Consider the following 12,663-nt stretch of genomic DNA (forward strand, 5'->3'; position numbering starts at 1 on the left):
GATTCATTGAAAAGGGGTTAATTTTTAACCCTTAAGTTAATTAAAATAATGTAGATTAATTTTTTATTATCTATGCATACAAATCTCATATGTTACATCAGCATAAAATGAAGCATCTGCCATTGAATAACCTATAGACATTGCGAAATCATGGGTTGCAATTGCAGCATCTGTGCAGTTTAGACTTGATTCAGCAATTTGTACAGAACTTGTAAAACTGCTTAAACTTATGGTCATCGCTCCTAAGGCGATAATTGAAAAAAACTTTTTCATGATATTAATTTTTAATAAACCACTATGGACTGGAAGTCCATAGTTTTAAATAAAAGAATGAAATTCTTTCTTAGCATTATTCTAATATCCAGTTACCTTTTTCTGAATTGGGCTTATCTTTATGGTGCTCAAGATATTCTTGAACCATCTCATCAGTTAACTGGCCAGTAATCCACGCCCCATATCCTACTTCCCAAAAATGTCTACCCCAATATTGCTTATTCAACTTGGGAAATTCCTTCTGTATTAGGCGAGAAGAGCGGCCTTTCAATTTCTTTACCAAAATACTTACACTCAATGAAGGTGGGTACTCAACATGCATGTGTACATAGTCCTTACTCACAACTCCCTTTAGAATTTGTACATTCTCAGAATTGCATATCTGTATCAACAAATCTCGACAGCGATGCTGTATATCGCCTTGTAAAACAGAGTAACGATATTTTGTCGCCCATACTATATGACAACTCAAATTAGTTATTGAGTGGGAATTCTTGCGGTAGTTTGACATCCAACAAAACTAAAAAAATTTATAGAAACTAAAGTAACTGCAATGAAATTGCAGGGTTTTAACCTTTAACTAGATAATAAAGCAGGGAGTTTTCAATTTTAATATATTTTAATCAGGCCTTTACGGGTTTGTAAAAATACCCAAGAATCAGAACCAATAGGACGAAAACAGAGGTTAGAAAGCCTTGTAAATCTTTTAGTATGATACTACCCTCAAAATGGATTCCCAGTCTAATTCTATTCCAAAAGCAATAGATAACACTATGACAACACCTATCACCCCCTATATAAAGATGTCTATTTAGAGACATCACTTATCCTTTTTATAGTTGAATAAGTCAACTTTTTACTAAAGATACTCAATCTACTTTAAAATCGGCTTGGATTTTATCGACTATAGTTTGAGCGAGCTTAATATGGCTTTCAAAAGTCCAGCCAGCAACATGTGGACTCAAAACTACATTTGGAGCGTCTATAAGGTATCGAAATGCCGTAGGGATGTCTTTCTCTTTTGAGAATAAATCTTCAAAAGACGTTTTTTCATATTCCAAGACATCTAAACCTGCTCCAAGAATTTTCCCTGACTTAAGTCCTTTCACCAGATCTTCTGTCACCACACTTTTACCCCTCGCCGTATTGATTAACCAAAAGGGTTTTGACATTGACTCTATAAATTTTGCATTGATCATGCCTAAAGTTTTGGACGTTTGAGGAGTGTGTAAACTGATGACCTCTGCTTTAGCTTTTAATTCCTTCAAGCTAACTTGCTTGGCATTGTTATCGCCAAGGTTTTCTATAATATCGTAACACAAGACTTCAACCTCAAATCCGCTCAATTTCTTTGCAAAAGCTTTTCCTGTATTACCATAACCAATAATACCAACCGTTTTACCTTCCAACTCATGCCCCCTATTTTCCTCACGTCGCCACTTGCCGTTTACCACTTCATCGTGTGCTGTACGTAACTTATTAAACAAAGAAAGAAGCATACCAAGTGCGTGTTCAGAAACGGCATTGCGGTTACCTTCTGGCGCGTTATAGAGTTGTATTCCTTTTTCTCGGGCATAATCAACGTCTATATTTTCTAAACCAGCGCCTACTCGACCTATAAATTTAAGACGAGTGGCTTTATCCAAAAACAACTTGTCAATTTTGAAACGACTCCGGACGATAACTCCATCATAGTGGTGGATTTTAGCTTCCACCTCAGCTTTTGTACTCGTAAAATCTTCAGTGTTCTCGAAACCCAATGTGGTTAATTCCTTGATCATTAAAGGATGATTACTGTCCAGATGTAGTATGTTCATAGTACTAAAGTTTTAAACTGAATGTCGCTTAAGCATTAAGCTAAACAGATTCAAATTCAATATAAGGCCTTATAATAGCCGTAGTGATAAGACTTGGTTTTTTGGTAGCTCTATCGATAAAACACCAACTGGTTTTTGCCTCTACCACGGTTTTTCCATCGGTTTTACGAGTGATAAGTACCCGACGTTCCGACTTCACTTTCGAATAAGTTTCTATCCAAGTGGTTAAGATGAGCTCTTCGCCTAAAAAAGCTTGGCGTTTATAGTGCACGTTGTGATTCAGGACAAACCAAGCGTGTTTTTCTCGAGTTTCAGCAGGAGTTTTGGTGGTCCAATGCGCTTCAGAAATGTCCAAAACCCATTTGATATATTCCAAGTTATTGACATGGTTCCACTCATCCAAATGTTGAAAAGCGACCGTTAATTCTTGCTGAAATGGAATAGGCGTCATTCTAAAAGTTCAGTATTAATTTGGCGATATAAAAATAAGCTAGAATCCCGATGATATCATTACTTGTCGTGATAAAAGGTCCTGTTGCAATAGCGGGATCTATGCCGCGTTTATTTAAAATAATAGGCACGAACGTCCCTATTAAAGCCGCCATGATAATCACCGATAAAATAGAAATCGCAATGGTAAGGCTTACTAAAAACTCCATAGAGGTGGCTGCTCCAAAAACCAAAACTAAAATTCCCAAAGCAGAGCCGTTAATAATACTTAACGCCACTTCTTTAAGCAGTCGCTTCACTAAGCTGTCTTTTACAGAATCATTGGCAAGACCTTGTACAATAATCGCCGAGGATTGTACCCCAACATTTCCAGCCATAGCCGCAATAAGAGGTGTGAAGAAGAACAGGATTTCATATTTCTCCAAAGCAGAATCGAATCCTTGCATCACATAAACAGCTCCCAAGCCTCCAAAGAGTCCCAAAATAAGCCAAGGCAATCTGGCCCGTGTAAGTTCCCAAACACTACTATCTGCCTCAACGTCTTCAGAAATACCTGCTGCCATTTGGTAATCTTTATCGGCTTCTTCTTTAATGAAATCTAGAATATCATCTACGGTAATTCTGCCGACCAATCTTCCAAATTCATCCACTACGGGAATGGCTTCCAAATCATATTTTTGCATGACTCTTGCCACTTCCTCTCCAGACGTGTGAACATCTACATAATCTACATTACGGATATAGACATCTCCAATTTCTGCTTCACTAGAAGCGGTGATCAAATCTTTTAAAGACAACCTGCCTTTCAATCTTCCTTTGTTATCCACCACATAGATCGAGTGGACGCGTTTCACATTTTCGGCCTGGTTCCGCATTTCGGTCATGCAGCCGGTAACGCTCCAATTTTCATTCACCCGGATAAGCTCTTTAGCCATGAGTCCCCCGGCAGAATTTTCATCAAATTTAAGCAGCTCTACGATGTTTTCTGCGTGCTTCTTATCCTTGATGTTGGAAATAACTTGAGTCTTGATATCCTCGGAAAGTTCCGATATAATATCCGCAGCATCATCGGTATCCATTTCCTCAATCTCATTGGCAATTTCCTTGGCATTGAGGTTTCTCAAGATTTTCTCTCGGTCATCCTCATCCATCTCCATCAAGACTTCAGACGTTTGATCGCTACCTAGTAACTTTATAATATAAGTGGCCTCATCCATAGTCAATTCATCGAGAATCTCGGCAATATCGGCATGGTGAAATTCTTCCAAATGCGTTTGAAGCTCATGATCTTTTTGTTCTTCAACAAGAACTTCTATTTTCTCAATAAATTCTTTGGTGAATTCAAATGACATCTTGGCTTATTTTTAAAGTCAAATCGATAAATTGCTCAACACTCAACTGCTCTGGGCGTTTTGTAAAGATAGGATCTTCTCTCAATTCTGGTGAAAGGTTGAACTTTTTTAAGCTGTTACGCAAGGTTTTCCTTCTCTGTTGAAATGCTGTTTTTACCACATCTCGTAATTTCTTCTCCTCACAAGGCAGCTCATAATTTTCCTTGCGCTGCAACCTCAACACCCCACTATGGATTTTTGGAGGGGGATCAAATGCCTCTGGGGGAACTGTAAACAAATACTCAGCTTTATAGAAAGCCTGAACCAAAACCGACAAAATTCCATAGGTTTTACTCCCTTCTGAAGCACAAATTCGCTGGGCGACTTCCTTTTGAAACATTCCCGAAAATTCTGGAATTTGCTCTTTATATTCCAAAGTCTTAAAAACGATCTGTGTAGAAATGTTATAAGGAAAATTACCGATAATCGCAAATTGCGTATCTCTGAAATAATCTGAAAGATCCACTTTTAAAAAATCAGCTTCTATCACCGTAAGTGCTTTTGAATCCTCCTCAATGTGATGTTCCTTTTTAAATGAAGAGTTTAAAAAGGCAATCGACTCCCGATCGAGATCCATAGCCACAAACTGACTGTATTTTCCCAATAGATATTTGGTTAATACGCCCATTCCAGGTCCAATTTCAAGGACACTGCTGTAATTGTCTTTTTGCAAGGTCTCTGCAATACGCTTGGAGATATCTTCATCAATAAGAAAATGCTGCCCCAAATGCTTTTTGGCCTTCACTTCCCTAACGCCTTGTTCAAAGTTTGTTTTAAACACTTTGTCGTCTATTGAGGTTCTTTCTTTTTCACTCATAATTCTTCGTGTACAATTTCCATTTCCGTTCTAAAACTTACAAACTTACCCTCAAAAGGTTTAGTTTGTGCTCTAAGTTCATCTGCATCTTCTTCAAAATAACGCTCCAAAACAGCTTTACTCTGAACTTTATATTGCGTAGAATACGTGATACCTCCCATAGATTCTATCACATCCACTCTACTCATAGTGGCACTTATAAACTTTCCCGTTTTTATCATGGCAGGGATATGCTCTTCTTTCATCCACTTCACCCATTGGTCATGGACATCTTCTTCTATATTAGTCGTCACGTTGTAAATAAACATTTTTATTGAATTTGATCTCCTCTTAGCATTCTGAAACGCTTTCTAGCGTCCACAAAATATAGGCTATCGGGATGATTAAAAATTAGGGTTTCGAAATAAGGTTTTGCTTGATCTGGAGTTTTTAGTTCATCCATATAGAGCGTTCCAAGAAGAAAATTGGCATTGTCTGCCAAGATCTCATCGCTATGCTTGTCTACAATACGTTGTAGATAAGGAAGTGCTTTTTCCACGTCTTGGTTGGCTAGATGTAGTTTTGCAATTCTGAATAAGACTTCATCCACAATGGAAGGCGATTGATGGTCTTCAAGAACTCCTTCCAGAATAGTTAAAGCCTGAATGGGTTGATTTTGAAACAGCAACAAATCTGCTTTTGCAACAAGCTTCAAGTCTGTTCGCAACGTGTCTTCTTGGCTATTGTCTTTGATCAGCAGAGCCAATTCCATAGCATCATTTGCTGTCAATTGAGAGGCTGATGATTTTAAAACCTTAAGCTGCGTCAAAGCCCAGTCGAAATCTCCTCTATAATAACTGGTTTTGGCCACTTTAAATCTAGCTTCTCTAGCGATATCGGTATTTGGAATAAGCTTTTCCACTTGGGTATACAAGAGTAAAGCTTGGTTGAATTTTGAATCTAGCACCATCAAATCAGCCTGTAGCAATTTCAGTTCTGCAGTTTGTTGCTGATATAAATCTTGACTCGCTATAAGTTCAATTTGCGTTAAAGCTATTACGATATCTCGCTTTTGATAAGCAAAGAATTCAACAAAGTCTTTTTGAATTAAAAAGCTATCTCTGTTTCTGCCAATCTTTTTAATAAAACTAGCGTAAGCCTCTTCAATAGCCTCATACTCATCTGGTGAAGCCATGATAAGTTGCTTCACTAGCAAAAGTTCTCGTTCTGCTGAAAGTAATTCCCGCTGACTTGAGGCCTTCTCCACTGCAAAATAAAGCATTTCCTCAGCTGAAGTTAGCTCTTTCTTGTCTTTAGAAATTAAGGCTAAGTCGATAATTCGACTTAAAGACTTAAGATCTTGTCGTTGATAAATAGCTTTTTCTTGCGCAAAGGCCTTTGTGTAATCCTCCTGCTGAACAAAGAGCCAGCTCAGCATTTGATTAAAGATAAGCTCTGGATTTTTTTGACTGCGTTTCAACAGGACTCTTCTTAGAGCCACATTGGCAGCGTTGTTTCCATCTTCGGTAATATATTGAGTAAAGTTTCTATTTAAAATCTGGAAATAGCTTGTGTTTTTAGCGATGAGATCCATGTAATTTTCAAACATCTTCATGTATTTACTTTGCTCTCCATAAATACGAGCTAACTGAATGGTGTTATTGCTTCTAGGCTCGATCTGCTGGGCCGTTTCGTAAGTTTGGATTGCAAGATCCAGCAACCCATATTTTTGAAAAACATTGCCTACAGAATACGAAAACCCTGGTCTAGCTTGTACTTGTGCTATGGCTCTTTGGTAGTACTTTTGGGCTTTTAGCGTATCGCTTTGTTTTTGGTACAGATACCCTAACTCGATTTGAATATTGGGATATTCTCCAATTTCGGTGAGATAGGTTTTCAAGACACGTTCAGCGTCTTCGGTTTTGCCCATGGCTTGTAAAGTCTCTACGTAACCAAGTAACCAGTTTTGTTGTCCTGGATTCTTTTTATGTAGATTACCAAAGATAGAGGCGGCCTTTTCATAGTCGCCTTGATCTAAATAATTTCTCGCTAAATCTTCACTTTGTGCAAAACCCACACTAAAGATAAAGCACATTAGAAGACTTAAAAAATAGTTCATCATTGAAAAATAGAGCGTTTTCGAAAACATTCTCAAATTTACCGAAATATTTATGGGCGTCATCACATCTTAGAAAGATTTCTTTACTATGAGGTGACTAGCACTTGTAATTTCAACCTATGAAATCTTATCGAAGCCTGCATAGGGCCGTAACACCTCGGGAATAACAATACCCTCATCGGTTTGATAATTCTCTAGAATTCCTGCCAAAACTCGTGGCAAGGCCAAAGAACTCCCGTTAAGCGTATGAATCAAAGCCTTTTTATTATCGGCATCTTTATAGCGAATCTTCAAACGGTTGGCCTGGAAGGTCTCAAAATTGGATACAGAGGAGATTTCCAACCAACGGTCTTGAGCTGTTGAAAACAATTCAAAATCGAAAGTTAATGCAGACGTAAATCCTAAATCACCTCCACACAATCTCAAGATGCGATAGGGCAATTTTAATTCCCTTAAAATAGTTTTGATGTGCTCCACCATAGTGTCCAAAACTTGGTAAGAGTCATCAGGCTTCACAAGGTTTACCAATTCTACTTTATCGAACTGGTGTAAGCGATTAAGACCGCGAACGTGTGCCCCATAACTTCCTGCTTCCCTTCTAAAACAAGGCGTGTAAGCCGTTAATTGAATAGGTAAGTCCTTAAAATTAAGCAAATCATCACGGTAAATGTTGGTCAGAGGAACTTCAGATGTGGGGATCAAATACAAGTCATCATTTCCAACGTGATACATCTGCCCTTCTTTATCTGGAAGTTGACCCGTTCCATAGCCAGAAGCTTCGTTGACAAGAAGTGGAACTTGGACTTCATTATAGCCGGCTTCGGTATTTTTATCCAAGAAATAAGAAATTAAAGCTCTTTGTAAACGCGCACCTTTACCTTTATAAACAGGAAATCCTGCCCCTGTGATTTTATTGCCCAATTCGAAATCAATGATATCATATTTCTTGGCAAGTTCCCAGTGAGGTAAAGCTGATTTGGATAAGATGGGGATTTCTCCTTCAGAAAAAATCTCTTCATTGTCCTCTTCGCTTTTTCCAGCAGGGACTGAGGGATGTGGAATATTAGGGACTTGATATAGCAAAGCCTGAAGCTCTGTTGCTACGTCTCCCATCTCTTCACCAAGACGCTTAGAATCTTCTTTAAGCCCAGCTGTTTTCTCCTTTGCAGCATTAGCTTTCTCGGTCTCACCTGACTTAAAGAGCATACCTATTTCTTTGGAAAGCGAGTTGGATTCAAATAGAATTTCGTCTAACTTTTTTTGAGTGGAGCGTCTCCTCTCATCTAGATTTAAAATAGCTTCAAAAACAGAATCCGCTTCAAAATTCCTTTTCTTAAGAGCTTGAACGTACTCCTTTTGATGCGCTCGAATGTGCTTAACTTCCAACATAATACTTGTGCTTTGCAAAAAACTATAACGTCTGGTCTGGCGCTATAATTTTTACTTATTTCTTGCAAATTTAGCAATTCAAGCTTCTTTGGCAATTTAAAACTCAAATAAAAAATGAGTAAAATTAGTAAAGGTTACAAATAGTATTGAGGAACATATCATTCAATATCACCTCAACATTATAGGGATTAGAGATATGAATTTCCTATCCGTCTGTTTTTTTGGATTTCGCCTTTAAAGAGTAGGCGATAACTAAAGAAGTCACTATCCCCATCATAAGTGCCCAAATCGTGCTTTTAATCACATGATTTTTCAGATTAAAATAGGCTTCTGCGTCTTCTGGGGTTTTGTAAAATTTTGTTTCTACTAGATCTTACCAAATTAAATTTATAATGCCGTATAAATAAATTGAGTTATTTTCGATAAAAAACAAGTAAAAAAAACCTGTGCCTAATTCGTTTTGGTAAAACGAATTATTACGACATTATTGGTATAATAATGAATAAGGATTTATGACTTATTTATTATTAGCCTACCCTAAAAACAGTCTAACTTTTAAAAACAGTCATTCTTCATATAACCTTAGCTTGTTTTTGGTAGTTATAAGCTCTTCTTGCAAAGTTTCTATCTTTTTCAATAAATTAAAAACAGTATCAATCCCTTCCATATTGATATCGAGTTCGTGATGCATTCTAATCATTTTTTCAATATGAACGACATAATCCTTATGCACATACTGAGAGTGCTCTATGGTTCTAATTTCAATTAAATCGAAATTATTCAAATTGATCAAAAACGACATTTCGATATCGTAATACACACATAACTGTTGAAGGGGAATAAGACTCTCTAGATTTATCATAAGCGTAAGTTTTGGAGCTCATTAAACAATTCATTTTCCTCAGTCGTAAGTTGAGTAGGCAGTTTCAAATTATAGGTGATATATAAATCTCCAAACTCACCTTCTTTTTTATAGACTGGAAATCCTTTCCCTTTGAGTTTTACTTTGGCACCGTTTTGAGTTTCTGGCTTCACTTTCAGTTTCACTTTGCTATCTAAAGTTTCTACGGTGAGCTCACCACCAAGGATAGCGGAGTACAAATCAAGATCTACAGTTTTGTAAAGGTCGTTGCGATTTCTTTTAAATTCTGTGGAGTTCTCTATAGAGAATTTGATATATAAATCCCCCTTAGGGCCACCATTTATACCATCCCCGCCTTGTCCTTTTATTTTAATTTGCTGCTCATTTTTGACACCTGCAGGAATGGTTAGACGAATGTTTTTTCCATTTATAGTAAGTGTTCGCTTAGTGGTAATGTAAACCTCTTTTAAATCAAGCTGTAGTTCTGTATTGTAATCCTGACCTCGAAAACCAACCCCAGACCCTCCTCTACTGCCAGCTGATCGACCCCCAAACATAGACTCAAAAAAGTCAGAGTAATCACCACTATACTGCTGTTGCCTGGCATTATTGAAGTCTCCTGCATGCTTCCAATCCTTGCCATGCGTGTCATATTTCTTTCGGCTTTCTGGATGACTCAAAACTTCATTAGCTTCATTGATTTGCTTAAACTTTGTTTCAGCCTCCTTGTCGTTGGGATTCAGATCTGGATGATATTTACGAGCCATTTTGCGATAAGCTTTTTTGATTTCGCTTTCCGTCGCGCTTTTTTCAATTCCAAGTATCTTGTAGTAATTGATGTATGCCATTCTATGCTAAGTTGTAATTATATCTTTTTAAATACTGGAAACCAGCATCATGTAAAAGGTACTACTTTTTTAGTAATTATCTCAATATAACTTACCTCCCTATTGACGTCTATAATTCAAATAAAGATTTGGAAATGGCATGAAAGCCTATCTTAAGGACAGCATCTTCAATATCTTTTACAGCGACCATTGAAGAGGTATGAATTTTAAATTCTCTAGGGAACTTATCTTCATTCATAATTACATCCTTTATGCCAGGAACCTTTAAAACCGCCTCCTTAATTTTCGCTATATCATTACGTGACGTAGCATTAGTTTCAAAATATTTTCCACGATTTCCTGGGATAATATTGTCTGATAATAAGCTCATTTCCTTAACGTTTTAGTATTAGTTCTTAAAACATGGTTTCCTTTTATCAAAGGCTTTCTTGGAAGTCTCTTGCTCCTCTAAATTAACCAATAATACTCAAGTGAACGCCTATATGGTATTAACTTTAGCCAATCTTAAGTAAGTGAGGCTTAAAAAGCTTCGCCTCTAATGGTCTAAATCTTCCTTATACCTAAGTCCTATTTGCTTCCTAATAGTATCTAATGTTTGAAGTAACTCTAAAGAAGACTTAAGAGACATTTCAGGACTTTGTGTAAGACCTCGATCTAGACAATCATGAACATGTTCAATCTCAAATTGAAAACCATTTGGTAAATAATGAAAGTCTAGATGCTCTTCTCCAGCTTTAGTAGTAATGGTAAGTTGATCGGTATTATGAAATCTAGATCCAAATTCTACGCTAGCCTTTTCAAAATAAACTTTAGCCTTGGAAGGTGTTGTTTTAGCAAAACTAGAAGACAGCTTTGCCACTGCTCCACTAGGATATTGAAAGTGTATTGTATTGGAAACATCTACGCCTGTTTTAGAAAACTGAGCGGTTGCCTTGATATCCTGTGGCAACCCTAAAAGCTTTAAAGCCAAATACACGGGATAAATCCCAATATCCAGAAGGGCTCCACCGCCTAGAGCTTTATTAAATAGGCGAGCTTCGGTATTAAATTCAGCTTTAAAAGAGAAATCTGCTTCAATTTTCAAGCATTTCCCATAAGTTTCCTTTTGAGTAAGGTCATAGACTTTTTGAAGATGAGGCATAAAATTGGTCCAGAGACCTTCCATCAGGAACCTATTAGTGCGCTTTGCTTCAGAAATCAAGCGGCTCAATTGATCTACATTCATCGCTATTGGTTTCTCACACAAAACGGCTTTATGGTGTTGGAGTCCTAGTAAGACATTTTCAAAATGGAAAACATGTGGTGTAGCAACATATATAATATCAACCTCTGGGTCTTTAGCCAAATCGATATAAGAACCATAAGCTTTTTCAGCTTTAAAGTCACCAGCAAAACCCTTAGCTTTTTCCAGTGATCTTGAGGCTACAGCATAAAGAATAGCACCTTCTATCTGCGTTATATCTGAGGCAACTTTGTGCGCAATTCGTCCTAAACCTAAAATTCCCCAACGGTATGGTCGTAACATCATGATCTGATTTTTCATAAAATTAAAACAATAACATGAATTGATCGTGAATAGCGTCTAAAATTAAAATCACTCTATAGCTGCAGTTTAACACTTGTTGATTTTGCCACTATCCATTTTATATTTAATTTTGAGTTCATGAATAATACAAATACATTCTATTACTATCAACCACTTCTAAATTTTAGAATCGGTTAATGGTATAATATATTTACACCTTAATTAAATCCCGATTCAATTGAATCGGGATTTTTATTTTAAAACGAATTGCTATGCAAGACATGTCTAAATACACCAAAGACGATTTATGGGTTTGGAATACCCTATTTAATAGACAAAAAGAAAATATACCAGGCAAAGCTTCCAAATCTTATATCGATGCTTTAGAGCATATGTCTCCTGTTTTAAATGCCGACGAAATCCCTGATTTTGAAAAGATCAATTCATGGTTTAAAACCGAAACTCAGTGGGAATTGCAAGTAGTCCCTGGGCTGATTCCTGTAGAAGAGTTTTTCAAATTGCTTGCCGAACGAAAGTTCTGCTCCTCCACTTGGTTGCGTTCAAAAGACAGTTTAGACTACCTAGAAGAACCAGACGTGTTTCATGATATTTTTGGTCATGTCCCTTTATTAAGCGACCCTGTATTTTCAGAATTTGTGTGTGAGTTTGGAAAATTGGGATGTCAATTTCTAGGAGACACTGAAAAACTCATACAATTACAACGCCTTTACTGGTTTACAATAGAATTTGGAGTCATAAAAGAGCAGGGGAGTATCCAATCCTATGGTGCTGGTATTTTATCTTCCTCTGGAGAGACTAATCAGATCCATGAACAAAAAGCTAATTTTATAGACTATTCTATTCAAGCTATTATTGAAAAAGAATTTAGAACAGATATTATGCAAGAAGATTATTATGTAATTTCTTCTTTTGAAATACTATTTGACTCTTTAAAAGCTCTTGCTGATGTTTGGAATAACGAAACCATACTAGCGGAGTAAACATATAAGATAGTTTAAAGACAAAACTAAGTTGACTTTTTCATCCTTAGCAAGGAAATAAGAATGAAATTATAAAATCCCGTTATAATCCTGAGTTTTAGTTCTAAGTTATATTTTAATTGGTTAAAATTGTAAGTCAAATAATTTATAGCAATAATGTATAATATTTTGCATTATAAATGAAGTTATTAC

14 protein-coding genes are annotated in these 12,663 nt (G+C 36.7%); 1 reads left to right on the plus strand and 13 read right to left on the minus strand.

What is annotated here, in order from left to right:
- Window positions 1-66: 66 nt before the first annotated feature.
- From P700755_RS04965 to P700755_RS05025, 13 genes are all read right to left on the minus strand, one after another.
- Window positions 67-273, minus strand: a complete 207-nt coding sequence (locus P700755_RS04965; protein ID WP_015023640.1) for a hypothetical protein — start codon at window positions 271-273, stop codon at window positions 67-69.
- A 76-nt stretch (window positions 274-349) separates the two neighbouring features.
- Complete coding sequence (gene tnpA / locus P700755_RS04970; RefSeq protein ID WP_015023641.1) at window positions 350-784, minus strand: IS200/IS605 family transposase; 435 nt, start codon at window positions 782-784, stop codon at window positions 350-352.
- 358 nt (window positions 785-1,142) lie between these two features.
- Window positions 1,143-2,090, minus strand: a complete 948-nt coding sequence (locus P700755_RS04975) for a 2-hydroxyacid dehydrogenase (RefSeq protein ID WP_015023642.1) — start codon at window positions 2,088-2,090, stop codon at window positions 1,143-1,145.
- Window positions 2,091-2,130: 40 nt separating this feature from the next.
- Window positions 2,131-2,541 (minus strand): acyl-CoA thioesterase, encoded by a 411-nt coding sequence (locus P700755_RS04980; protein ID WP_015023643.1) that lies wholly within the window; start codon window positions 2,539-2,541, stop codon window positions 2,131-2,133.
- A gap of 1 nt (window position 2,542) precedes the next feature.
- The gene (mgtE, locus tag P700755_RS04985; protein ID WP_015023644.1) at window positions 2,543-3,892 is read right to left on the minus strand and encodes a magnesium transporter; all 1,350 of its coding nucleotides are present in this window, start codon (window positions 3,890-3,892) and stop codon (window positions 2,543-2,545) included.
- Window positions 3,882-4,748 carry a 16S rRNA (adenine(1518)-N(6)/adenine(1519)-N(6))-dimethyltransferase RsmA gene (rsmA, locus tag P700755_RS04990; RefSeq protein ID WP_015023645.1) on the minus strand — a complete coding sequence of 289 codons (867 nt, stop codon included), beginning with the start codon at window positions 4,746-4,748 and terminating at the stop codon, window positions 3,882-3,884. Before rsmA ends, mgtE begins: the two co-directional genes overlap by 11 nt.
- Window positions 4,745-5,056, minus strand: coding sequence for a DUF4286 family protein (locus P700755_RS04995; protein ID WP_015023646.1), 312 nt, complete (start codon window positions 5,054-5,056; stop codon window positions 4,745-4,747). The genes rsmA and P700755_RS04995 overlap by 4 nt, the downstream gene beginning before the upstream one ends.
- Before the next feature lie 2 nt (window positions 5,057-5,058).
- Window positions 5,059-6,849, minus strand: coding sequence for a tetratricopeptide repeat protein (locus P700755_RS05000; protein WP_245536005.1), 1,791 nt, complete (start codon window positions 6,847-6,849; stop codon window positions 5,059-5,061).
- 114 nt (window positions 6,850-6,963) lie between these two features.
- Window positions 6,964-8,235, minus strand: coding sequence for a serine--tRNA ligase (gene serS, locus P700755_RS05005; protein WP_015023648.1), 1,272 nt, complete (start codon window positions 8,233-8,235; stop codon window positions 6,964-6,966).
- Window positions 8,236-8,800: 565 nt separating this feature from the next.
- On the minus strand, window positions 8,801-9,097 hold the full coding sequence (locus tag P700755_RS05010; protein WP_015023649.1) for a chaperone modulator CbpM: 297 nt from the start codon (window positions 9,095-9,097) through the stop codon (window positions 8,801-8,803).
- Window positions 9,094-9,945 (minus strand): J domain-containing protein, encoded by an 852-nt coding sequence (locus P700755_RS05015; protein ID WP_015023650.1) that lies wholly within the window; start codon window positions 9,943-9,945, stop codon window positions 9,094-9,096. Before P700755_RS05015 ends, P700755_RS05010 begins: the two co-directional genes overlap by 4 nt.
- A gap of 109 nt (window positions 9,946-10,054) precedes the next feature.
- Window positions 10,055-10,315 (minus strand): heavy-metal-associated domain-containing protein, encoded by a 261-nt coding sequence (locus P700755_RS05020; protein ID WP_015023651.1) that lies wholly within the window; start codon window positions 10,313-10,315, stop codon window positions 10,055-10,057.
- A 165-nt stretch (window positions 10,316-10,480) separates the two neighbouring features.
- Complete coding sequence (locus P700755_RS05025; protein ID WP_015023652.1) at window positions 10,481-11,488, minus strand: Gfo/Idh/MocA family protein; 1,008 nt, start codon at window positions 11,486-11,488, stop codon at window positions 10,481-10,483.
- A 254-nt stretch (window positions 11,489-11,742) separates the two neighbouring features.
- On the opposite strand from P700755_RS05025, the gene P700755_RS05030 reads away from it, so the two are divergent.
- The gene (locus tag P700755_RS05030) at window positions 11,743-12,471 is read left to right on the plus strand and encodes a phenylalanine-4-hydroxylase PhhA (protein WP_015023653.1); all 729 of its coding nucleotides are present in this window, start codon (window positions 11,743-11,745) and stop codon (window positions 12,469-12,471) included.
- Window positions 12,472-12,663: the final 192 nt, after the last annotated feature.

The organism is Psychroflexus torquis ATCC 700755, from assembly GCF_000153485.2.
Classification (GTDB): domain Bacteria; phylum Bacteroidota; class Bacteroidia; order Flavobacteriales; family Flavobacteriaceae; genus Psychroflexus; species Psychroflexus torquis.